The organism is Gaetbulibacter sp. S0825, from assembly GCF_011777505.1.
In the GTDB taxonomy this organism is placed as follows: domain Bacteria; phylum Bacteroidota; class Bacteroidia; order Flavobacteriales; family Flavobacteriaceae; genus Pontimicrobium.
The window spans coordinates 1,340,055-1,363,815 of sequence record NZ_JAATJT010000001.1 but is presented as its reverse complement, the minus strand read 5'-3'; the positions used below and the strand labels follow the sequence as shown (position 1 = coordinate 1,363,815).

Annotated in this window: 18 protein-coding genes and 1 tRNA gene; 8 read left to right on the top strand and 11 right to left on the bottom strand. The window is 32.9% G+C overall.

Going from position 1 to position 23,761, the window contains the following annotated elements; translation table 11 throughout:
* Nucleotides 1-9: 9 nt before the first annotated feature.
* Genes HB672_RS06200 through HB672_RS06190 form a run of 3 tightly spaced genes read right to left on the bottom strand, consistent with a single transcriptional unit; the run spans nt 10 to nt 2,753 of the window.
* Nucleotides 10-1,086 carry an ABC transporter permease gene (locus tag HB672_RS06200; protein WP_167609396.1) on the bottom strand — a complete coding sequence of 359 codons (1,077 nt, stop codon included), beginning with the start codon at nt 1,084-1,086 and terminating at the stop codon, nt 10-12.
* A 3-nt stretch (nt 1,087-1,089) separates the two neighbouring features.
* Entirely contained in the window at nt 1,090-2,184 is a 1,095-nt protein-coding gene (locus HB672_RS06195) for a BT_3928 family protein (protein ID WP_167609392.1), read from the bottom strand.
* Nucleotides 2,185-2,210: 26 nt separating this feature from the next.
* Nucleotides 2,211-2,753, bottom strand: a complete 543-nt coding sequence (locus HB672_RS06190) for a DUF1599 domain-containing protein (protein ID WP_167609389.1) — start codon at nt 2,751-2,753, stop codon at nt 2,211-2,213.
* 95 nt (nt 2,754-2,848) lie between these two features.
* Between HB672_RS06190 and folP the strand changes: the two genes are divergently transcribed.
* Genes folP through HB672_RS06170 form a run of 4 tightly spaced genes read left to right on the top strand, consistent with a single transcriptional unit; the run spans nt 2,849 to nt 5,979 of the window.
* Entirely contained in the window at nt 2,849-3,670 is an 822-nt protein-coding gene (gene folP, locus HB672_RS06185) for a dihydropteroate synthase (protein ID WP_167609386.1), read from the top strand.
* Nucleotides 3,670-4,368: a hypothetical protein gene (locus tag HB672_RS06180; RefSeq protein ID WP_167609382.1), complete on the top strand. Its 699-nt coding sequence runs from the start codon at nt 3,670-3,672 to the stop codon at nt 4,366-4,368. Before folP ends, HB672_RS06180 begins: the two co-directional genes overlap by 1 nt.
* A 34-nt stretch (nt 4,369-4,402) precedes the next feature.
* A complete protein-coding gene (locus HB672_RS06175; RefSeq protein ID WP_167609379.1) occupies nt 4,403-5,188 on the top strand; it encodes a diadenylate cyclase in 786 nt (261 codons plus the stop codon).
* Nucleotides 5,188-5,979: a DUF3667 domain-containing protein gene (locus HB672_RS06170; RefSeq protein ID WP_167609376.1), complete on the top strand. Its 792-nt coding sequence runs from the start codon at nt 5,188-5,190 to the stop codon at nt 5,977-5,979. The genes HB672_RS06175 and HB672_RS06170 overlap by 1 nt, the downstream gene beginning before the upstream one ends.
* Here HB672_RS06170 and HB672_RS06165 read toward each other — a convergent pair.
* Nucleotides 5,976-7,742 (bottom strand): ABC transporter ATP-binding protein, encoded by a 1,767-nt coding sequence (locus tag HB672_RS06165; RefSeq protein ID WP_167609373.1) that lies wholly within the window; start codon nt 7,740-7,742, stop codon nt 5,976-5,978. The genes HB672_RS06170 and HB672_RS06165 overlap by 4 nt on opposite strands.
* On the bottom strand, nt 7,735-8,487 hold the full coding sequence (gene truA / locus HB672_RS06160) for a tRNA pseudouridine(38-40) synthase TruA (protein ID WP_167609370.1): 753 nt from the start codon (nt 8,485-8,487) through the stop codon (nt 7,735-7,737). Before truA ends, HB672_RS06165 begins: the two co-directional genes overlap by 8 nt.
* Nucleotides 8,488-8,595: 108 nt before the next feature.
* On the opposite strand from truA, the gene HB672_RS06155 reads away from it, so the two are divergent.
* On the top strand, nt 8,596-9,087 hold the full coding sequence (locus HB672_RS06155) for a metallophosphoesterase family protein (RefSeq protein ID WP_167609367.1): 492 nt from the start codon (nt 8,596-8,598) through the stop codon (nt 9,085-9,087).
* Nucleotides 9,088-9,151: 64 nt separating this feature from the next.
* Here the strand turns inward: HB672_RS06155 and HB672_RS06150 are convergent, their stop codons facing one another.
* Complete coding sequence (locus HB672_RS06150) at nt 9,152-9,562, bottom strand: DUF4293 domain-containing protein (protein WP_167609364.1); 411 nt, start codon at nt 9,560-9,562, stop codon at nt 9,152-9,154.
* Nucleotides 9,563-9,780: 218 nt separating this feature from the next.
* Between HB672_RS06150 and rho the strand changes: the two genes are divergently transcribed.
* Nucleotides 9,781-11,412 carry a transcription termination factor Rho gene (gene rho / locus HB672_RS06145; protein WP_167609361.1) on the top strand — a complete coding sequence of 544 codons (1,632 nt, stop codon included), beginning with the start codon at nt 9,781-9,783 and terminating at the stop codon, nt 11,410-11,412.
* Nucleotides 11,413-11,541: 129 nt separating this feature from the next.
* On the opposite strand, the gene rpsT is transcribed toward rho, so the two are convergent.
* The 3 genes from rpsT to proS form a co-directional block, all read right to left on the bottom strand.
* Entirely contained in the window at nt 11,542-11,793 is a 252-nt protein-coding gene (gene rpsT, locus HB672_RS06140; RefSeq protein WP_167609358.1) for a 30S ribosomal protein S20, read from the bottom strand.
* A gap of 21 nt (nt 11,794-11,814) precedes the next feature.
* Nucleotides 11,815-11,886: transfer RNA gene (locus tag HB672_RS06135), tRNA-Glu, on the bottom strand.
* Nucleotides 11,887-12,035: 149 nt separating this feature from the next.
* Nucleotides 12,036-13,514 (bottom strand): proline--tRNA ligase, encoded by a 1,479-nt coding sequence (proS, locus tag HB672_RS06130; RefSeq protein WP_167609355.1) that lies wholly within the window; start codon nt 13,512-13,514, stop codon nt 12,036-12,038.
* 101 nt (nt 13,515-13,615) lie between these two features.
* Here proS and HB672_RS06125 point away from each other — a divergent pair, with 101 nt between their 5' ends.
* Nucleotides 13,616-14,635 carry a hypothetical protein gene (locus HB672_RS06125; protein ID WP_167609352.1) on the top strand — a complete coding sequence of 340 codons (1,020 nt, stop codon included), beginning with the start codon at nt 13,616-13,618 and terminating at the stop codon, nt 14,633-14,635.
* Nucleotides 14,636-14,664: 29 nt separating this feature from the next.
* Nucleotides 14,665-16,176: a transporter gene (locus HB672_RS06120; protein ID WP_167609349.1), complete on the top strand. Its 1,512-nt coding sequence runs from the start codon at nt 14,665-14,667 to the stop codon at nt 16,174-16,176.
* Between the two features lie 55 nt (nt 16,177-16,231).
* Here HB672_RS06120 and HB672_RS06115 read toward each other — a convergent pair whose 3' ends face one another.
* On the bottom strand, nt 16,232-20,266 hold the full coding sequence (locus HB672_RS06115) for a T9SS type B sorting domain-containing protein (RefSeq protein WP_167609346.1): 4,035 nt from the start codon (nt 20,264-20,266) through the stop codon (nt 16,232-16,234).
* Nucleotides 20,267-20,327: 61 nt separating this feature from the next.
* Nucleotides 20,328-23,744, bottom strand: coding sequence for a T9SS type B sorting domain-containing protein (locus HB672_RS06110; RefSeq protein ID WP_167609343.1), 3,417 nt, complete (start codon nt 23,742-23,744; stop codon nt 20,328-20,330).
* Nucleotides 23,745-23,761: the final 17 nt, after the last annotated feature.

Below are 23,761 nucleotides of genomic sequence, written 5' to 3'. Positions count from 1 at the left end.
GTTTTTCTATTATTGTAATTTAACTTTTGGATCTAACCATGTGTATATAATATCCACAAAAATATTTATGATAATAAACATGAGAGCAATGATTAACACCGATCCCATTATTACTGGTAAATCTAAAGTATTTAAAGAGTTTACTATTTCTTTCCCTAAACCATTCCAACCAAAAATATACTCCACAAATACTGCACCTGCAAGCATTGATGCAAACCATCCTGAAATAGCGGTCACAACAGGATTTAATGCATTTTTTATTGCATGGTTTTTAATAACTTGTAATTCGCTCAATCCTTTTGATCTTGCTGTACGAATATAATCTTGATTTAATACTTCAAGCAAAGAGTTTCTCATTAATTGAATAACCACTGCCAAGGGACGAATCCCCAAAACTATTGCAGGAAGAATTAAATTTTTCCATTGTATGGTGTTTTTTTCTCCAAAATCATCTAGTTCATATAAACTTCCTGTCATTTCTAAATTGGTATATTCATGTAATAAGAAACCAAAAAACCATGCAAATAATATCGCACTAAAAAATGAAGGTACACTCATACCTAACGTACTTACAATTTGTATCAATTTATCTAACCAAGTATCTTTAAAACGTGCAGATACAACACCTAAAACTAATCCTAATATCATCGCAATTATAATGGCCGAAACTGCCAAAACAAATGTGTTCGGTAGTGTTTCACCCAATACTTGACTTACTTTTTTTCCTTGCTTTGTAAAAGATTCCCTTAAATACGGAAATTTCAAAACCGTAGTGGTATTTCCAATAGTAAATAATTTACTAGATGAGTATTTGTTGTCTCTTAAATATGTGTAATCGTCTTCAGAACTTGAATGAAATGATATTGGCGACAAATCATTTAAATAATATAAATATTGTGTTCCAACTGGTTTATCGAAACCATATTTTGCTTTAACAATGGTTAGTTGCTCACTATCTTCATTTTGACCCAACATCATTTGAGCAGGGTCTCCAGGAAGCACATTAAATAAAAAGAAAATAACTGTAACAACTCCAAATAATGTAAGTAATGCGTAAAATGCTTTATTTAGAAAGTAGTTAATCAAATATTAAAGTTTAAGGTCATTAATATCGTTCCAATGTACTTTTTGCTTTACAGTTCCTTTGCTTAATTCCAAAATACCTGGATTAGCTCGAACTACTGTTTTTAAAGCTTTTTCATCGCATGAGTAAAATTTGAAATCGAAATTATAGTCTGCCTTTATACGTTCTTTAGCTTCAGCTCCAGAAGCTGTTAAACCTATAACCTTATAACCTTTATCTGTTGCTTCTTTAGCTTTAGCCATAAAAGCTGCTAGTCCATCTTTTTCAGCGCTATCCAAACTATATGATACTATTATTACCAACTTCTCTTCTGCTAAAATTTCTTGGGTCATATCGCCTTCATCAGTTTCAATAGAAAAATCTAAAATTGATGGTTGGTAACCTTCTTTTATAACCTTAGTTTCTACACCTACATATTCGCCATCAACTGTTGGATATGAACCGTTGGTCACAAATTCTTTTTCTTCTCCATCTACTTTAAACGTCCATGTAAATTCTTGAATGGCCTTTGGAGCATCTTCTGGTGTGCTCATATTTTCTATAAGATTATCACCAATTTTGTATGCTCTAAAATCTACTGTAGGTAAATGCATTAATACGTGATATCCAAACCATAAACACCAAATAAAACTCACTAATGCAATAATGGTTGTTGGTAATTTTGCAAAAATGGGCTTTATATGTTTCATGCCATAGAACAGTACTAGGATAAAAACTAGTAAAATAACATCTTTAGTAAAACTTTCCCAAGGTGTCAATTTTAAAGCATCTCCAAAACAACCACAATCTTTTACTTTGTCAAAATATGCTGAATAAAATGTAAGGAACGTAAAGAACACAATCATCCCTAACAAACTCCAAACTGTAAATTTTGGCTTATAACCAATGAGCAGAAATACACCTAAGACTACTTCAAATACCACTACAATTACCGAAATCCCTAAAGCATAAGGTATCAAAAACTCAATGTTTAAAACATCTGAACCAAAGTATTCTTGTAATTTATATGAAAAACCTAATGGATCGTTTAATTTTATTAATCCTGAAATGATGAATAAAACACCAACTAGTATTCTTGAAATTGCAACTAAAATTTTCATAGGTTATTTGGTTTTTGGTCTATAAGTTAATCTTGTTCTTTAATATGAATTAAAGCAAATACCGCGTAATTTATCATGTCTTGATAATTGGCGTCAATACCTTCACTTACAATGGTTTTTCCTGAATTATCTTCTATTTGCTTAACTCGTAATAGTTTTTGTAAAATTAAATCGGTTAGCGAACTCACACGCATATCTCTCCATGCTTCACCATAATCGTGGTTTTTATCTTGCATGAGTTGTTTTGTTATTGCTACCTGTTTATCATAAAGCTTGGTGGCTTCATCTACCGATAAGTCTGGTTGCTCCACCACACCTTTTTCTAATTGTATTAAAGCCATAATACAATAGTTAATAATACCAATAAACTCACTTACTTCGCCCTCATCTACTTTTTGAACCTCATTTTGCTGCAACCCTCTAATGCGTTGGGCTTTTATAAAAATTTGATCTGTTAATGAAGGGAGTCTTAAAATTCTCCAAGCACTTCCGTAATCACTCATTTTGTTCACAAACAGCTCTCTACAAGTAGATATCACCTCGTCATATTGTTTTGAAGTATTTTGCATAAAGTCAATTGAATTTTGCGTAAATTTCGCTTAAATTTAGAACTATTCAAAGTTTATTTTAAAACAGCAAATTCACAAACCAGAATACTCGACGAATGACCATTAATTGTAAAGGAACACTTATTGATTTATCTACACCAAAGGTCATGGGAATTTTAAATATAACTCCTGATTCTTTTTACGATGGAGGACGCTACAAAAATGATGCTTCCATTTTAAATCAAGTTGAAAATATGCTAAGCGAAGGTGCTACGTTTATTGATGTTGGTGCTTATAGTTCACGTCCTGGAGCTAATCATGTTAGTGAAGCTGAAGAATTGAAACGAATCATACCAATTGTTGAATTACTTATTAAACAATTTCCAAGTATTAATTTATCTATTGACACCTTTAGAAGTAATATTGCAAATGAGTGTATAAATTTAGGTGCTGCTATTATAAATGATATTTCTGGTGGAAAGTTAGATAAAAAAATGCTAGAGACCGTCGGTAAACGGGGAGTCCCTTATGTGATGATGCACATGAAAGGAACACCTCAGACTATGCAACAACACACAGATTATAATGACTTGATTAAAGACATTATTTATTACTTTTCTGAAAGAGTGGCCGAAGCTAGATCTCACAAAATAAACGATATTATTATAGACCCTGGCTTTGGGTTTTCTAAAACACTTGAACAGAATTATTCTCTTTTAAATCATCTGGAATTACTAAACATGTTAGAACAACCAATGCTTGTTGGTGTGAGTAGAAAATCTATGATTTATCAATTATTAGACACTAATCCAAACGAAGCCTTAAATGGCACCACATCGTTAAACACTATTGCTTTGTTAAAAGGTGCAAAAATATTACGTGTTCATGATGTAAACGAAGCCATGGAATGTATAAAACTTACAAATCAACTTAATTAATGAAGCAACTATTATTTTTATTCACATTTTGCTTGCTAACGTCTTGCAATAAGCGTGTTGTGCAACTACCAGAAACCACCAATAAAGGCATCACTGAAGTTGTAGACATATCTCCTGTATATATGTTTTATGATGAAGAAACAGATAGTGTAGAGTTTAACCGAAGAAACATGATTAGCTCTACCAATTGGCTTGTAAATATCGATAAACGCTTAACATTAAAACAAATTTTACCTCACTTACAGTACTTACAAGAAAAACGACAAGGTAATGAGAAGCATAGTTTTCACAACTACTTTACCTGTAATAATACAGATTTGAAGAACCTGTCTTTTATTGAGTTTACTGATGTGGTTTATGAAGAAGAATCAGAGCAAGATGGATTTAAAAGATATCTGAATCAATTAAAAAAAAGAGATTCAACTTTTTTTATCTACAAAATAATTGATTTAAAACCGTCCATGGAATTAATTGTTTCATCTAACTCAATTATTGGGGATTGTTCATTAGAAGAAGAAATCAGCTTAAGTCAATTGAATAATTATTTTAAAATTAATAGCTCAGATATTAGTGCCCCATTAATTTTAAGGATATATCAAAATACCAAGTTTCAAGATTATATTAAGTTAAAAACATTATTAAATGAAATAGATAATGATAGCATATTAATATCCAATCATGAATTCATCTATAATTAGTTATATTTATTAAAATTTAAAATACAACTTAAGCTTGGAAATATTTGACGACTTATTAAAATTTACCGTTCTAGACGTTATCGATATTATTTTAGTAGCACTACTACTCTACTATGTATACAAGCTTATTAAAGGGACTGTCGCCATCAATATTTTTGTAGGTATCGTTATTATTTACCTCATCTTTTTATTGGTTGATGCACTACAAATGAAAATGCTTACCAAAATTCTTGGTGGCTTTATGAGTGTAGGATTAATTGCCTTAATCGTCGTATTTCAACCAGAAATAAGGAAGTTTTTGTTAATGATTGGCTCTACAAACATTGGGTCAAAAAGTGGTTTAACCAAGCGCCTTAATTTTTTACGAACACAGGCTATTCATGAAACCGAAGCTGAAACAGTTGTGGCTGCATGTGTTAAAATGGGAAGTTCAAAAACAGGTGCTTTAATTGTATTAGAACGCAATAATAACCTTGACTTTTTACTATCAACTGGAGACGAAATGAATATCAAGGTCACACAACCCATTTTAGAAAGTATCTTTTTTAAAAATAGTCCTTTACATGATGGCGCCATTATCATTGCTAATAATGTTATTAAAGCCACTAGAGTAATTCTTCCTGTAAATAATGAAAAAAACATTCCAGAACGTTTTGGCTTAAGGCATCGCGCAGCTATTGGTATTACTGAAAAAACGGACGCTCTTGCTGTTGTTGTTTCGGAAGAAACTGGACAAATTTCTTATATAAAAAATGGAGAGTTTATTATGTATAAAAACTCTGAAGAACTCGTTGAAAAAATTAAGGAAGACTTGACTTAATGGAATGTAAAAATTGTGAACTTTCAATTCAAACCCACCACAACTATTGCCCATCTTGTGGCGCAAAAGTTATACGTAATCGATTAACAATTAAATCTTTATTTGCTCATTTTAGTGAACAATTTTTGAATTATGACAATAAATTCTTAAAAACTTTTAGACAACTAACTACAAAACCAGAAACCGTTACAGATTGTTACATCCACGGCACTAGAAAAAGATATGTAAATGTGATAAGTTATTTTGCCATAGCACTTACACTTTCGGGGTTTCAGATGTTTATTGTAAATAAATTTTTTCCTGAGTTGGTAAATGTAGATTTCCTTTCACAAGATGGAATGGAAGATATAAACCAACAGAACATGAATTTTGGACAAGAATATCAATCTGTTATTTATATGCTAATTGTCCCTGTATATGCTTTAATGTCTAAAATTGTGTTTTTTAATTATAAGCAGTATAATTTCACAGAGCATCTAGTGATAAATATGTATTTAGCTGCTCATGTTTCAATTATTACATCTGTTTTAGTATTAATAACCTCTTTTTTAGGGATAAATTTTGGGTTGATGGGGCTATTATCTTTACCTCTTCAAATTATTTTCTTCGCTTACTGCTATAAACGTATTTTTAAATTGAGTTTTAAATCACTCATTCTAAAAACACTTCTATTTTTGGTTACATTGCTAATTATTATAGTATTATTTACAATCCTATTTCTAATAACCATTTACTTAATTGAAGGAGTTGAAGGTCTAAAAGAATTTGCTACGCAAAGTCAAGCTACCTAAACCGGTTCCTCTTGCAAAAACTGTACTTCGTATAAGTTTCGATAGTAACCATCTTGCTTTTTTAAGAGTTCATCATGCGTACCTTGTTCCACAATTTCACCAGCATCTAACACTATAATATTATTTGCTTTTTTAACGGTTGCTAATCTATGTGCTATAACAATTGAAGTTCTACCTTCGGTAACTTTATCGGTAGCTTCTTGCATTAATTGTTCGGAATATGAATCGACAGACGAGGTTGCTTCATCCAAAATCAAAATACTTGGATTAGTTACATAAGCTCGTAGAAAAGAAATTAATTGACGCTGTCCAGACGACAACATAACTCCGCGTTCTTTTACATTATAATGATAGCCGTTTGGTAAGCTCATAATAAAATCGTGAATACCTATTTGCTTAGCGGCTTCTATAACATCTTCTTCTGTAATGTCTGGGTCATTTAGCGTAATATTGTTTAATATGGTATCTGCAAACAAAAACACGTCTTGCAATACTACAGCTACCTGTCTTCTAAGCGAGTTTAACGTCACCTCTTTGATATTGGTGTCATCTATTAAAATTTCTCCTGAATCAATTTTATAAAAGCGGTTCAACAAATTAATAATGGTCGACTTTCCAGCTCCTGTGGCTCCAACAATGGCTACCATATCTCCTGCTTTCACATCAAACGAAATTCCTTTTAGCACTTCTTCGTCTTCGACATAAGAAAAATGTACATTCTTAAATTTTATATCTCCCTTAAAATGCGATGCAATAACCTCACCTGAATCGTCAATATTAGACGTTGTATCCAACACTTTAAATACCCTATCGGCAGCCACCATTCCCATTTGTAATGTATTAAACTTATTAGCTATCTGATTTAGAGGACGAAACATCATAGGAATCATCATTATGAAGGCTGTTAAATCTCCTAACGTCGTTGTTTGATGTAACACAACATTTAATCCACCAAACCAAACAACCAACCCTAGGGTAAGTGATGATAATAATTCAGCTATTGGAAAGAAAATAGAGTTATACCAAACCGTTTTTAGCCAACCTTTTTTATGACGTTCGTTAATTGCCTTAAAGTTTTTATACTCGATATCCTCACGAGCAAAAAGTTGCAAAATCTTCATTCCTGTAACACGTTCTTGCACAAACGAGTTTAAATTAGAAACCTCATTACGTACTTCTTCAAAAGCTTTTTTCATATACTTCTGAAAAATCTTAGTAGCAATTAATACAAATGGTAACGTACAAAATACAATAATACTTAGTCGCCAATTCATCATTGCCATCATGATACCTACAAATAGCATTTTTAATATGTCACTAAAAATCATAAAGAGACCTTGTCCAAAAATATCGGCGATACGCTCCATATCAGTAACTGCTCTAGTAATTAAAACACCTACTGAGGAGTTGTCGTAGTACTTCATCTTAAAATTTAAGATGTGTCTAAAAAGTTTAATACGAACATCTCTTACAACCGATTGACCAAGCCAACCTGCATAATATATAAAGAGTAAATTACTAGAAACTTCTAAAACAAGAAGCACTAGCATAGCAATTATATAAGGCAAAAAACCTTCAAGTTCTTGATTAGTAATGTTTTCATCTATGGCTAATTGCAATACTTTTGGCCGTAAAGCGCCAAAAATAGCCAACCCAACAACAGTTATCAAAGACAGCACAAATACCCAACGGTAAGGTTTTATGTAGAACAACAACCTCCTAAAGAGTTTAGTATCAAAAACGTTTTCCTTCTTCTTATTCATCTACTTTTAAAATGTGATTTGGGTAATCAATATTCACTAAATATAAGCCATGTCCTGGAACTGATGTTCCTGCATTTGCTCTATCTTTAGATTTAATTATATAATGAAACTGTTCTATACTAATTTTTCCTAAGCCAACTTCTATCATTGTTCCCACAATAGCTCTTACCATATTTCGTAAAAAACGATTCGCCGTAATCGAAAAAACAACCATTTGATTTTCTTTTATCCACCCAGCCTTTACAATGTCGCAATTGTATGTTTTAACATCCGTATTACTTCTTGAAAAGCATTTAAAATTTTTATATTCAAACAACACCTTACATGCTTTATTCATTGCATCTACATCTAATGGAAGGTTAAAGTTATAAGAATAGTTATAATCAAACACATTTTTAGTTAATGAGATTCTATAAATATAACTTCTACTTAAAGCATCAAAACGTGCATGAGCATCTTTTGAAACCTCAAAAATAGTATGTATAGCAATATCTTTAGGTAAAAAAGAATTCAGCTTATAAGTTAAATCTTCTTGCGAAAAATCTACATTGGTATCAAAATGCGCAAACATTTGTTTTGCGTGTACACCTGCATCAGTACGTCCAGCTCCAACAATGGCAATAGTTTCTCTTAATAAAGTTGACAAAGCTTTTTCTAAAACCTCTTGAACTGACACAGCATTTGGCTGATTTTGCCAACCATGATATGATTTTCCGTTATATGAAAGTTCTATAAAATACCTCAATCTATTTTTGATACTTTTGTTAACAAGAAGCAAAGATAACTAGATTTGTGACTTTAGTTTTATGATTAACATTTTATAATGAAATAAGCCAATAGTCAATACTTATACATGAAGAAAATACTTTTACTATCAGACACACACAGTTATATTGGGGACGACATACTCAAGCATGTAAAAAAAGCAGATGAGGTTTGGCATGCAGGAGACATAGGCGATTTAAAAGTAACTGATGCTATAAAAAAACTAAAGCCCTTACGTGCAGTTTATGGCAATATTGATAGTTATGAAGTTAGAGCAGAATTCCCAGAACACAACAGGTTTAATTGTGAAGGTTTAGATGTTTGGATAACGCACATTGGTGGTTATCCTAAAAGATACAGCCCTAGCATTAAAGATGAGATAGCTACTAATCCGCCAAATGTATTTGTATGTGGTCACTCACATATTCTAAAAGTGATGCCTGATAAAAAACTGAATCTTTTAAATATGAATCCTGGCGCCATTGGTAAACATGGTTTTCATAATGTAAGAACGATGTTACGATTTGAGATTGACAATAAAAAAATTCAGAATTTAGAAGTTATCGAATTTAAAAGATAAAAAAGAACCCTGACAAACTTTGTTTCGTCAGGGTTCACGCACTAATACTACTAAGATGATAGGTTTATCTTAATCGGTCTACAGATTTTACAAGCTCTTCATCCTTTTTTATGGCTTTATTGGCTAAAACCAAAAATACGATAGAAAAAATAGGTAGAAGAATCCCAATACCTTTCTCAGAAACCGTAGTTTCTCCAGATAAATTTAGTGATCGATACACAAATAATCCTAGTAAAATAAAGTTTAATATGATGTTAAGTCGTCCCATTACAAACTGAGACTTCCTGTTTTTAAACATAAATATTGTAATTAAAGATAACAATGCTGAACCACAAAATAAGCCCAAATATAGTATCTCATCTTTAGCAAAAAAAGAAACGCCTTCGTTGGTTATCCACAAATCAAACACAAAAATTAATCCTGCTGAAATTCCAGCAGTAATCAAAAGATATATAGTTTGAATTCTTTGAAGCATTATTTCTAAAAATTGAAGGACAAAAATAATGGTTTCTTTTTAAAACATATACTATTTATTTAAAAATAAAGTTGTATAATTGCATTAGTATTGTGCAACATGCTGTACCGCACAACATTAAATCTTCAAAAAAAATCACACAAATTATTCTCTCGATTTTCTTTTAGAAAGCCTTGGAACGATTTAATTTCAAAAAAAATAATTTATTTAATTCAACAATGTTTGAAATTTCACAATTAAAAGAAAAAAAGCTTCCTGAATTACAGGAAATAGCTAAAAATTTGAACGTATCTAAATATCGTTCTTTAAAAAAGCTTGATTTGGTTTATCAAATTTTAGACCATCAAGCTGCAAACCCAACTCCTGCTCCTGCTGCACAAAAAGCTGATAAAGAGCATCCAAAACCTCAAAGACCTCAAAGAAAAAAGAGAGAACGTGTACAAAAAAAGGATGATACTCCTTCTCAAAAAACTATTGATTTCAAGGAAAAAACTGACAACAAACCAGATAATCCTAAGGAACATCAAAAAAAACCAGATACTCCTCAAAAACCTGAACCTATAAATAAAGATCCTGAAAAAAGAGAGCCTCAAAAGCGCCCTCACAGAGACCATAAGGATCAAAATAGACCTCAGAATAGAAATCAAAATAAAGGCAACCAACAAAACAAAGGTAACCAAGGTAATAACGGAAACAAGGACAATCGTAACCGTTATCGTGAACCAGATTTTGAATTTGACGCTATCATAGAAAGCGAAGGCGTTCTAGACGTTATGCAAGATGGTTATGGTTTCTTACGTTCATCAGATTACAATTACTTATCATCTCCCGATGATATTTATGTATCGCAATCTCAAATAAGATTATTTGGTTTAAAAAAGGGAGATACCGTTTTAGGAAATGTAAGACCACCAAAAGAAGGTGAAAAATATTTTCCATTAATTAAAGTAACCAAAATTAATGGTCTTGACCCACAAGTAGTGAGAGATCGTGTGTCTTTTGAACACCTTACACCTCTTTTTCCTCAAGAAAAATTCAATATAGCTGAAAAACAAAGTACCATTTCTACTAGAATCATGGATTTGTTTTCTCCTATCGGAAAAGGACAACGTGGTATGATTGTATCGCAACCAAAAACTGGTAAAACAATGTTACTAAAAGATGTTGCAAATGCTATTGCTGCAAATCATCCTGAAGTTTATCAAATGATTTTATTAATTGACGAACGACCAGAAGAGGTAACAGATATGCAACGTAATGTTAGAGGTGAAGTAATTGCTTCAACTTTCGACAAAGAAGCAAACGAGCACGTGAAAATTGCAAACATTGTACTGGAAAAAGCTAAAAGGCTCGTAGAATGTGGTTATGATGTTGTAATTCTTTTAGATTCTATAACACGTTTAGCAAGAGCATATAATACTGTACAACCTGCCTCTGGTAAAATATTAAGTGGTGGTGTTGATGCTAACGCTTTACATAAGCCAAAACGTTTCTTTGGAGCTGCTCGTAATATAGAAAATGGAGGATCCTTAACAATTATTGCCACAGCATTAACTGAAACAGGTTCTAAAATGGATGAAGTGATTTTTGAAGAATTTAAAGGAACTGGTAACATGGAATTACAATTAGATAGAAAAATATCTAATCGTAGGATTTTCCCAGCTATTGATTTGACCTCTTCAAGCACTCGTAGAGATGATATTCTATTAGACGAAGCTACAATACAAAGAATGTGGGTAATGCGTAAATACCTTGCAGATATGAATCCTGTAGAAGCTATGGAATTTATTAATGATCGCTTTAAACAAACAAAAAACAATGAAGAGTTTTTAATTTCAATGAATAGTTAAGTTCAAAAAACTCAAACAATTATAAATTACAAAGCCTTAGTTTTTAACTAAGGCTTATTTTTGGTCAATAAAAAAAGCCTCTCATTAAAGAGAAGCTTTTAAACTCTTATAAAAGTTGTTGTATTCTTTTTATAAAGAAGCTACGTGCTTCGCCAATCCTGATTTTAAATTAGCAGCTTTATTATCATGGATAATATTGTTCTTTGCTAATCTATCAATCATAGATACAACGGTAGGAAATAACTTTTCAGCATCCTTCTTCTTCTCCATATCACGCAATTTCTTAATTGCATTACGAGTAGTTTTATGCTGATACTTATTTCTTAAGCGTTTAGCTTCGTTACTTCTAATTCTTTTTAACGCTGACTTATGATTTGCCATTTTGTTTTTTTTAAATCGTTGTAGCCCGTAGGGGAATCGAACCCCTCTTACCAGGATGAAAACCTGGCGTCCTAGCCGATAGACGAACGGGCCATTTTATTTTGAGTTTATAAATTTTAATTGCTAATTTTTAAACTCCCAATTGTTTTCAAATAACTTACAATGTTTCCATTGCGGATGCAAAAATACAACTATTTTTAAATGTTGCAACTTCTTAATGAATTTTTTCGCAAAATTTATTTTTAATAAGCTTTAGCAAATAAAACTCGCTGTTTAGAAGCATTTCCTGAGTACACACATTTACCTTCTTCAACTTCATTATCGATTGGAATGCATCTAATAGTCGCTTTTGTTAGTTCTTTAATTTTATTTTCAGTTTCTGATGTACCATCCCAATGCGCAGAAACAAACCCTGTTTTATTCTCTAAAACTTCTTTAAACTCATCAAACGTATCTACTTCGGTAATATGAGTGTTTCTAAAATTAAGTGCTTTATTAAATAATGCATCTTGAATTTCTTTCATTAAACTCTCAACAGTTTCAGTAAGTATATCCAAAGAAACTACTTCTTTAGTTAATGTATCTCTTCTTGCCAACTCTACTGTTCCATTTTCTAAATCTTTTGGTCCAATAGCAATACGTAACGGCACACCTTGCAATTCGTGTTGTGCAAATTTTGCTCCTGGTCTAAAAGTAGTTCTGTTATCAAATTTCACCGAAATACCTTTTGCTCTTAAGTCTGCTGTTATTTTATTGGCTACTTTAGAAACCTCATCCAATTGCTCATCGTTTCTGTAAATAGGTACAATTACTACTTGGTTTGGTGCTAAATTTGGAGGCAAAACCAAGCCTTTATCATCACTATGAGTCATAATTAAAGCTCCCATTAATCGTGTTGAAACTCCCCAAGAAGTTGCCCAAACATAGTCTTGTTTCCCTTCTTTATTTGTGAATTTTACATCAAAAGCTTTAGCAAAATTTTGACCTAAAAAATGTGATGTTCCAGCTTGTAACGCTTTTCCATCCTGCATTAGCGCTTCTATACACATGGTTTCCTCGGCTCCTGCAAAACGTTCGCTCTCAGTTTTTAATCCTTGTATAACTGGAATCGCCATAAAGTTTTCAGCAAAATTGGCATATATGTTATTGATTAACTTTGTTTCTTCCCATGCTTCCTCTTTAGTCGCATGAGCTGTGTGTCCTTCTTGCCATAAAAACTCTGCTGTACGTAAAAATAATCGTGTACGCATTTCCCAACGCACTACATTTGCCCATTGGTTTATTAACAATGGTAAGTCTCTGTATGATTGAATCCAACCTTTGTAAGTATTCCAAATAATAGCTTCACTTGTTGGTCTTACAATCAGCTCTTCTTCAAGTTTCGCTTCTGGATCAACCCTTAATTTTCCTTCATTATCAGGGTCATTTTGTAATCTATAATGAGTTACAATAGCACACTCTTTTGCAAATCCTTCGGCATTTTTCTCTTCAGCCTCAAACAAACTTTTAGGTACAAATAATGGAAAATACGCATTTTGATGTCCCGTTTCTTTAAACATTCTATCTAATTCTGCTTGCATTTTTTCCCAAATAGCGTAACCATAAGGTTTAATTACCATACAGCCTCTAACTGCCGAGTTTTCAGCCATATCAGCCTTTACAACCAGTTCGTTATACCATTTTGAATAGTCTTCGCTCCTACTAGTGAGATTTTTACTCATATATCTTAATTTGGCACAAAAATTGTGACTATGTTAAATAAAAAAATAGTTCGACAAAACTAACTATTTTTGTTATGTTCAACAATTTAATTTGAAGAGATATGAAATTATATAACTACTTAAATTCGAAAATATCCATAATTGGAGCGTTAATCCTTGTATTAGGACTAACTTCCTGTGGATCTTACCAATATGCCAGTTATGATAATGATGGTATTTATGGCGAACCCGATAAAAGTTACGAAGTAAAAACTGTTGAATATCAAGAAACTCCTAACGAATCTGAAAATTCAACCTACTATAAAAATTACTTTAAAGAAAAGGTTACTGAATTAGACAATATAGAAGGTGATATGATTTTTACTGACATTGATTCGTATCAAGGTTCGTATTACGTTGAAAACGATTCTTTAAGTCAAGAAAATTATGCTGGTTGGGGTTACAGTGACAATATAACTGTAAACATCTATAATAGAACCCCTATTTATGATTCGTTTTGGTATCCTAGTTATGGATGGTACAATAATTGGAACTTTGGTTATGGATATGGCTATTATGGTTTTTCCGACTATTGGTATTCTCCTTTTTATGTAGGGTGGAACAGACCTTGGCGCTACGGTTATGGCTATGGTTATCCATTCTATGGTTATAACAATTACTATTATGGTAATGTATATAGAAGAAACTTAGCATATAGTGCAAGCAGGAGAGGCTCGGTATATGCGAACAATGGCACTAGTGGCATTACTAGTAGACGTAGCGGAATAACTAGTTCTAATAGACGTAGTTCAATAAACGGCAGAACCTCAAACTTAAGAAACAATGCTACAAGAAGTAGTAACTCTAGAGTAAACGCCACTAGATCTAGCAACTCTAGAGTAAATTATCAATCTAGACCAACTAGAAGTTCTCGTGTTGGCAATACATCTAACACTAGGTCTAGATCTGCAACAACCAGATCAAGTAGATCTGCAACTTCTAGGTCGTCTTCAACTAGATCTTCTACATCTAGATCATCATCAACTAGATCTAATAATGTTAGCTCTAGCACTAGGTCGTCATCCAATAATAATTCAACTAGAAGTAGTAGCAGAAGTAATTCATCTAGAAGAAACAATTAAATTAAGGTTGAAAAAGAAAAATTAAAAGTATGAAAAAGTTATTATTACTATTCATAGGCATGCTATCTATGCCTACTATATATGCTCAAGACATTACAGATGCTGTACGATACTCATCAGATAATGTTGAAGGAACAGCAAGGTTTAAAGCTATGAGTGGTGCGTTTGGTGCTCTAGGAGGGGATATTTCTGCAATGAGTATTAACCCTGCAGGCTCGGCTATTTTTAATTATAGCCACACATCTTTATCGATTTCAAGTTATAATTCTGATAATGAGACAAACTATTTTAATGGTATAAATACAAACTCAAATTCCGATTTTGCTTTTAATCAAGCTGGAGCTGCTTTTGTATTTAACAGTCGAAATAATTCACCTTGGAGAAAGTTTGTTTTAGGTTTTGCCTACGACCAGACTCAAAATTTTGATGATGACTTTTTTGCATCAGGAACAAGCACAACATCTATAGATAGTTATTTCTTGGCTAATGCTCAAGGTTTAAGACTAGATGAAATAATTGCGCTTCCAGGAGAATCTATTGACGATGCTTATAGTGATTTAGGAGCTACATTTGGTTATAGAAATCAGCAAGCGTTTTTAGGTTATGAAGCTTATATTTTAGAGCCTGACACCGATGATGATGACAATACGTTATACTTTTCTAACATAGCTCCAGGGACTTTTAACCAACAATACTCTTATGCTGCAACTGGTTACAATGGAAAATTTGGAATTAATCTTGCCGCACAATATGAAGATAATCTATACTTAGGTTTAAACCTAAATTCGCATTTCATTAATTACGACCGTTCTACATTTTTGTTTGAAGAAAACTCAAATGCTGGTTCGTTAGTTACCGAAGTGGATTTTGAAAACAATCTTTCAACTATTGGTAATGGATTTTCTTTCCAATTAGGAGGTATTGCTAAACTTTCAAATGATGTAAGAGTTGGGCTTACTTATGACTCTCCAACTTGGTACACTATAACTGAAGAAACCAGTCAATACGTAGCATCTGTTAGGGATGATGGCGGACCAACTACAGCTATTGTAGATCCACAAGTTATAAACATATATCCAGATTATAAATTACAAACACCTGCTAAAATTACAGGAAGTATTGCCTTAGTATTTAACCAACAAGGACTTATTAGCTTTGATTATTCTAGAAAAGATTATGGCAGCACCAAATTTAAACCTGAATCTGATTCGTATTTTGCTTCGCAGAATACTGATATTTCAAACAATTTGAAAGTGGCAAATACTTATAGAATTGGAGGCGAATTAAGACAAGACAATTTTAGTTTTAGAGGCGGTTACAGACTAGAACAAAGTCCTTATAATGACACTTCTTTTTATGGGGATTTAAAAGGATATTCATTAGGAATAGGTTATAATTTTGGAGGAACAAGATTAGACTTAGCTTACGAAAATTCTAAAAGAGATATTAATTACCAATTATACAATGTAGGATTGACAAATGCAGCTAGAATTAGTAGAGAAAATTCAAACTTTACATTGTCATTAAGCATGAATCTATAGTACAATTATTTTAACATATAAAAGCGCAATGAAATATTTCATTGCGCTTTTTTTATTACCTCTTTAGCGTAAAATGTGCTCTAAATTGCTTTACCATCCCATCATTGGGTTCTTGAAACTCCACAACAAACCAATAATCACTCGATGGTAATTTTTCACCATTAAAAGTACCATCCCAACCATGACCTAGAGGATTGAGTTGCTTTAATAATTTACCATAACGGTCAAATATATGAACGGTTGAATTTTCTTGAGAAGAAATGCCTTTTATATTCCATGTATCATGATAACCGTCATCATTAGGTGTAAAATATCGTGGATAGTCTATTACGATTTGTATTTGAGATATTTCGTTACAATTATATAAATCCCTTACATAAATTGTATGCTCCCCTCCTGCAATGTTTTCAAATCTTGGCTCACTTTGCCATGGTCCAAAATCTAATCTAAAATGATATTCTCCATTTCCGACAACTTCAACTTCTATAATATTGTTTTCAGAAAAAGTTTCAGATACTAAATTCACGGTTATTTGTTCTGGAGGGTATGAACCTACAACTTCAGTCGTTGCAGGAATTCTACATCCAGTAACTATATTAGTTGCTACTACTGTATAAAAACCAATTGTGGTTGGGATATACATTGGCCCAGTTTCTCCATTTATAATAACACTATTTGGATTACTATTCACCTCCGCTTCAGTACCATTATACCATTGAAACGTATATTCAAGCGGATTCAATTGCGTATCTATTGGTGGGTTTGGAAAAAATGTGGTTAGTGTTGGATTTATAACTGCATCAGTATTATCTAAACAAATTACATATTTATCATATATACCAATTTCAGGAACAGGGTTTACAATAAGTGTTAAAGGCACAACTATAAAACATTCATTGGCTATTGGTTGCACTCTCACGTAAATTATTTGTGTTACCGCTACTGTGTTTTCAAAGTTTACAAGATTAGTAATATTATTGTTATTTCCAGCAATTGCATCTGCTTCCAACTCATAATAAGTAAAACTAAAATCTATTGTATTTAGACCATTTAAAATTTCTACTTCTCTTCTTGTAATATCAAAATAGTCAAACCCATTATTATCTGTTTCGCATTCTTCTATAGGAGTTGGGTTCTGATTAATATTATCATAAAGAATTGTTTGTAACGATAAAGTTGTAGTAGATGTACACAAATTTGTACCTGTAGCCAACACCAAAATATTTCTATTTAACAGAGAATTGGTATAGGCATTAGGATTTGTAATAGGGTTGTTATTATCTAAATCTAATTGTGTTTCGTAATATGTTAAGGTAATAGAATTATCACCACCCGTAATTTGGTTTTCTCTAACGGTTAAATCATAATCAGTTATTACTTGGTCACTACAAATTCTAATATTGTCAGGTAAAAATATATCCGGATTATGATTTACAACTAACTGAAAACTCATGTCTGTTGTGCTGTAACATTCTCCTGCATCACCAACACCATTTGCATTATCATCAAATTGGGCTCTTACATAAATAGTTTGAGGATTTGTGATATTAGTATAATTATTGGTATTCGTAATTGGAATATTATTAATAGCATCCTGTTCGCTTAAGTGATAACTGACTAAAATGGGTGTTGTTTGTGTTCCAATTACTTCAGAATCTTTGGTTGTTAAATCAAAAACTGCTTGGTCGTTATCGCTACACAATTCATAATTAGCAATAACATTATTGTCAGGTACTGGGTCTACATTTAAAGTAATATGCTGCCCTAATCCCAAACAAGCATTGATATTATCGTTATCGACACGAACATAAATTTGTTGAGTGAATGCTGATGTTTCATTTCTATGGTTACTAATATCTAAAATTGGATTCGTTTCGGCTAAAGCGTCAACTTCGTTAGTGTAATAGGTGATTGTTAAGTTTTGACCAACTGGAAATAATGCTTCTATTTGTGCTGTGGCATCACTAAAATCAAAAGATGCAATACCGTTCGTATTATCGCTATCTACTAGTTTATCATCACACACAAAATAAGTGAGATTAAATGCTGGCGGAATTTGTGTGGCGCCAACTACCAAATCTATTCTAGCTGTTCTATAACAACCATTAACTGTTACAACTCTTGCATACACCGAACTATTTAAGGCTGTTGGATTGGTGTAATTAATGAAATTAGGAATCTGATCAGCAGGCAAACCATTATCAGCTTCAGCTTGTGTTAGATAATACGTAAATACTTCGTTAGCTGAATCATTAGATATTAAAACGTTAGCTTCTGTTAAATTGAATGGTGTAAATCCATCAGCATCATCATCACACTGCGTTAAAATAACTATTGGAGAAACTACTGGCAACGGATTCACTATTAAATCGAAACTTGTGGTTTCATAACAATTTGTGTTGCCTCTATTTTCTATTCTTGCAAAAATTGTTTGCGGATTGCTCGTGTTTTGAATTGGAGCAGTGATTTCTGTTCCAGCAATAGCTGCATCCGCTGCTACTTGACTATAATAAAATTTTATTTCAAATTCTGTAACAGATTGAGTTCCGTAAATCCCAGCTTCTTTCAATGACAAATCAAACGTTACAATGTCATTAGTATCATTACCATCATCAAGATTATCACACAACTCAAAATTAGTAGCTGCTGCTGTTGGGCTATTGAATACATCAATAATAAAACTCTCAGTCTCATAGCAATTAGTATTTAAATTGTTTTCTATTCTAACAAAAATAGTTTCGTCTTGATAAGCAATTTGATTAGTATAAGGACTTGTAATTGAATTAGAGTTAGCGTCGGCATCGGCTTGAGACACATGATAAGTCATCGAAAAACCTGTAGGCAATTGACTTCCTAAAACTGTTGCGTTTAAAGCTAAAAAATCGAAACTCCAAAAACCATCATTGTTATCATCACAAATTAATTGGTCTGGAATTGGGTTTACAATTGGTGTATCGAAAACGTCAATAGTAAATGACATCACATTGAAGCAACCCGTAACTGTGTTTTCTAATCTTGCCCATATCGTTTCTTGAGTATAAGCAGTAGTATTTGTATAAAGACCAGGTAGGTTATTAGTGGCTAAATTAGCATCATTCTCAGTTGGATGATAAGTCACTACAGTATTTAACTCGCCATTTTGAATATCTATATCATTCTGTGTTAAATCAAATTGAGCAAAGCCATCATTATTAACATCACAAATAAAAAGGTTATTTGGTGTACCAATATTTAAAGCGCCAAGTACTACAAGATCAAACTCAGTGGTTTCAAAACAACCTGAAGCTGTGTCTGTGATTCTAGCATAAATAGTTTGCGGACTTGTAATATTATTATAATTGGCAGGATTTGGGATAGCATTAATATCTATTTGAGCGTCACTATCTGTGATATAATATTTCACATCCACTCCTGTTTGGGTGCCAATGATAATTGGTGTATTAACCGTTAAATCAAACTCCGAAATTCCATCATCTACGCCATCGGTATCACATTGTTCGATATCTAAAGCTGTACCTGTTGGCACATCGATTGTTGGTGGTTCGTTAAATGTTGCTGTACCACTAAACTCCAAATCAAAACCAGAAGACGTACTAGACCAATTATTAATAAAAAGTAAATAACGCTCGCCATTATTAACTGGTAATGGTGCTAAAAATCCATCACCTGTGCCTGGACCCTCAGACGTATCGGTTGTTCCATTTCCTAAACCAGTTGAGCCATCTCCTAAAAACTGAGTTGAAGAACAACGTACTGGATTAATTAAGGTGTTACAATTTGCATTTGGCCCATAAATAGCCCAATCGTAATCATCAAAACCATTGTTAGGTTTTATTACAAATTCTAAAAGTCCTGGATTATCTATAGTTATTTCCAACCACACACTTTGGCTCTCAACATTCCCAGTTGGTAAACAAGGAGGATTGGGGTTTGTTGCAAAATCATCATTTCCTGGACCAGTTGGTGTGTAGGTAAAATTAATGCTGCCACAGATTACAGTTGCATTCCCACAATCGTTAGGTTCTTGTGCGAAAACTTCGGAAACACTTATTAAAAAAATAAGGAGTATAAGATGTTTTATCTTATTCATAAACACTCAATAAAAAAATTGAAGTCTCGAAAATAAGAAAATTTTTAAGGAATAGTTCTTTTTATCGTTTTAAAGCAAAATGCGCACTATATTCTTTCTTATCGCCAGTATTTGGCTCAATATATTTTACTGTAAACCAATAATCTGATGAAGGGAGATTGTACCCATTAAATGTACCATTCCAACCATCTCCTGTTGGACTTAATTGCTTTAATAACTTGCCATATCTATCAAAAATAAATATTTGTGCATTTGGCTGCGCATTTATACCTGCAATATTCCATGTATCGTTATAGCCATCGCCATTAGGCGTAAAAAACTTTGGATAATCAATAACAGTAACCGATGTACTAGCTAAACCACAGCCTTTTTTATCTCTAACTATTACTATATGCTCACCTAAAGACACATTTTCGAATATGTTGCTATCTTGCCAAGGACCATTGTTCAAGCTAAATTCGTAATCTCCGCCTCCTAAAGCTTCAACTTCAATAATATGATTATTAGCAAAGACTGAAGATGTTACAGTTGCAGTTATCACAGGAGGAGCACTTTCACTAACTGTAGTATTCTCTACTCGCTGGCAATTAGTTATGTTATTCGTTACTGTTACACTATAGTCGCCAGATTGTGTAGCTAAATAACTTGAATTTGTTGCTCCTGTGATTACTGTATTATCTAGACGCCATTCAAATGTATAATCTAAGACAGACAACCCAGTATCTATTAATGGAGGTCCAATAATTTCAGTACCATTAGTATTTACACAAATTACATAGTTATCATCTAGGGCAAAAACCGGTAATAAGTTTACATTTAAAGCCAACTCGGTAGTAGCATAACACGCCGTATTTATCGCAGAAATATCATCAACTCGTGCATAGATAATTTGTGGATTAGACGTGTTTTCATAAGGCGATGTTAATGCATTAATTCCAACATCAGCATCTGCTTGCGATACATAATAGCTAACTATATTAACCATTGGATCTTGTCCATCCAACACAAAAGCATCTTGGGTAGTTAAATCAAATTGAGCTACCCCATCATTGGCATTAAAATTATCACATAATGTATATTCAATAGGAACTAAATCTGCATTTGCCGAAGGTGTATTAAGTTCTTCAATATTAAAACTCATTGAGGTATCATCACAATTTGTATTAATATTTCTAATGTTTACATAAATGGTTTGAGGGTTAGAAATATTAGTATAAGGACTTACCAACGGGTTTGCTCCTGTATTAGCATCAGCTGGTGAAATATGATATGTTACTGCAAAATCTGTTGGATTTTGTCCATTTAAAATTTCCGTTGTTTTAGATTCTAAATTAAACTGAGCAACGCCATCTGCATTAACTTCACATATAAAATAATCGGTCACAGTGGTAGCATTTGGTAACTCATTAACAAGAATATCAAAATCAACGACGACAAAGCATGACGTGACATCGTTGGTGACTCTCACATAAATAGTTTGCTGTGATGATGTATTTACATACGTTGTAGGCGTTCCAATGGCATTAACTGCATTTAGAGCGTCTGTATTAGTTTCGTAATAGGTCGCAGTGACTCCAACTTCTCCGTTTAGAATATAAGCCTCGTTAAGAGTTAAGTCAAATATTTCTTGATTATCTCCTGTATTATTATAGTCACACAGTTCGATATCTGGCGCATTGTCCAATGATACTGGATTTGGCAGCACATTTAAATCTAGAGTTGTAAAACCAAAACAGCCTGTAACACTATCAGTAACACGTACATAAATTGTTTGTGAATTAGCTAATGTGTTTGTATAAGTTGTTACTAAGTTTATTGGATTTAAATTACTTGTGGCATCAACATTTGTTTCAAAATACTGTACAGACCAATTGGGGTTTCCTCCTATAATTTCTGCATCTTTTACAGTGAGGTCAAAAACTGTAAATCCGTCATTAGTGGTGTCATCACATAAATCAATTGGAGTTGGCAATAATGGGATTACTTCAGGTAATACTTCAACACATACTTGTTCTGTATATTCGCAACCAAAATCATCAATCACTCTATAAGTATAACAATGTGTTCCAGATGTTGTAGGTTGTACCGTTATAGTATTTCCAACAGTATTTGTAATTGATAAATCGGCATCCCAACCTTGGGTAGGGTAAGTTGGTGTAAATGTGTAATTAGAAGCAAATAACGACTCATCAAAATTTAATGACCAGCTAAAAATAGTACCATCATCTTGTGCTAAATAATCAATAATTTCTAAAGTCCATTGACCATCTATTGGCGTTCCAACAAAATTATTAAAATTTCCTACAGGCAAATATGTTCCAGCCTCGACCGTAAGACTTGTTGTTGGTGTTCCAGATTGAACTAAGTTGCCATCTGGCAATAAGTTAGTAGCTGACATTGAGAAACAATATTCCCAACCTTGCCCTGACCCTGTACCGTCTGTTACAATGGGGTTTCCAAGTTGTAACGAAGTTCCTGTTCTATTATGTAGAGTTACTCTTTGTCCATTTGGACTTATGGCTGTAATCTCTAAATCACCAATATAAGTATGCTCCATAACTATACATATACTCTCCAATTGAGCAATATTGGTTAAGTTTTGCGACTGAAAACAGTCTAAATCTAACGTTGAAGTAAAAGTCACTCCCTGAACATCTCCAAGAGCAGTTTCTTCACCTCCATTAGCACAGTTTGCAATTTGAGTAACTGGAGTCACTACGCCTTCTATAGTTGTAGATTCGCCTAAACATAAAGAACCATCATCAGCTTCTGTTCCAGTAAAATCTGGTGTAGAGGACACATATATAAAAATAGATTCTTTGTTTGTGCTTGTACATTTTTGTGAATTTGCATCAGTTATCTCAAGGCTCACTTCATAAATACCTTCATTGTTAAAAGTATAATCAGCAGAAAACGTGTCATTTATTAAAGCTCCTGTGAGCGATGTCCCATCTCCCATAAATAATTCGTAAGAAGCACCAACTCCACTTACCGAAAAAGCACCACTACCATTGAATGTAATTTGGTCTCCTTGGCATATTCTTACAATGCCATCTGGATCAGCAGCTGGTAGCGTAGAGTCTAAACTTGCTACAATATTTTGGCAAGGTTGAAAACAAGATATGGTCGCTTCCCAGCCTGAAAATGTATTAACACTATCAGTACTTTGAGCAATTGTGAGGCATCCAAGTGGGTTAGGTTGTGCCGATGCTAAAGCAGCGGTAACCAATCCTGGACTAGTTGCGCTAAAAGTGCCTATAACATCATAGGTTGTGTCTGGTCCATTATAAATAGTAATAAAATCAGCGTTCGCCTCTAAGTCAAAAGAAGTAAAATCTAATTGAATTTGACTTCCTAGAATATTTGGACATAAAGTATGTGTGATTGTTTCGTTATTTCTATAATTACCAACACCTCCCGAATCATAAAATGTTCCTGAACAGGTATTACTTCTAGTTCCATCTGTCATGTATATCATTTGTGCAAACATTGATA

Excerpts from the sequence above, each read along its gene's own strand:
- HB672_RS06195 (WP_167609392.1), bottom strand. The coding sequence starts at position 2,184 with ATGAAAATTTTAGTTGCAATTTCAAGAATACTAGTTGGTGTTTTATTC.
- HB672_RS06190 (WP_167609389.1), bottom strand. The coding sequence starts at position 2,753 with ATGCAAAATACTTCAAAACAATATGACGAGGTGATATCTACTTGTAGA.
- folP (WP_167609386.1), top strand. The coding sequence starts at position 2,849 with ATGACCATTAATTGTAAAGGAACACTTATTGATTTATCTACACCAAAG.
- HB672_RS06180 (WP_167609382.1), top strand. The coding sequence starts at position 3,670 with ATGAAGCAACTATTATTTTTATTCACATTTTGCTTGCTAACGTCTTGC.
- HB672_RS06170 (WP_167609376.1), top strand. The coding sequence starts at position 5,188 with ATGGAATGTAAAAATTGTGAACTTTCAATTCAAACCCACCACAACTAT.
- HB672_RS06165 (WP_167609373.1), bottom strand. The coding sequence starts at position 7,742 with ATGAATAAGAAGAAGGAAAACGTTTTTGATACTAAACTCTTTAGGAGG.
- HB672_RS06155 (WP_167609367.1), top strand. The coding sequence starts at position 8,596 with ATGAAGAAAATACTTTTACTATCAGACACACACAGTTATATTGGGGAC.
- HB672_RS06150 (WP_167609364.1), bottom strand. The coding sequence starts at position 9,562 with ATGCTTCAAAGAATTCAAACTATATATCTTTTGATTACTGCTGGAATT.
- rho (WP_167609361.1), top strand. The coding sequence starts at position 9,781 with ATGTTTGAAATTTCACAATTAAAAGAAAAAAAGCTTCCTGAATTACAG.
- rpsT (WP_167609358.1), bottom strand. The coding sequence starts at position 11,793 with ATGGCAAATCATAAGTCAGCGTTAAAAAGAATTAGAAGTAACGAAGCT.
- proS (WP_167609355.1), bottom strand. The coding sequence starts at position 13,514 with ATGAGTAAAAATCTCACTAGTAGGAGCGAAGACTATTCAAAATGGTAT.
- HB672_RS06125 (WP_167609352.1), top strand. The coding sequence starts at position 13,616 with ATGAAATTATATAACTACTTAAATTCGAAAATATCCATAATTGGAGCG.
- HB672_RS06120 (WP_167609349.1), top strand. The coding sequence starts at position 14,665 with ATGAAAAAGTTATTATTACTATTCATAGGCATGCTATCTATGCCTACT.
- HB672_RS06115 (WP_167609346.1), bottom strand. The coding sequence starts at position 20,266 with ATGAATAAGATAAAACATCTTATACTCCTTATTTTTTTAATAAGTGTT.
- HB672_RS06110 (WP_167609343.1), bottom strand. The coding sequence starts at position 23,744 with ATGATATACATGACAGATGGAACTAGAAGTAATACCTGTTCAGGAACA.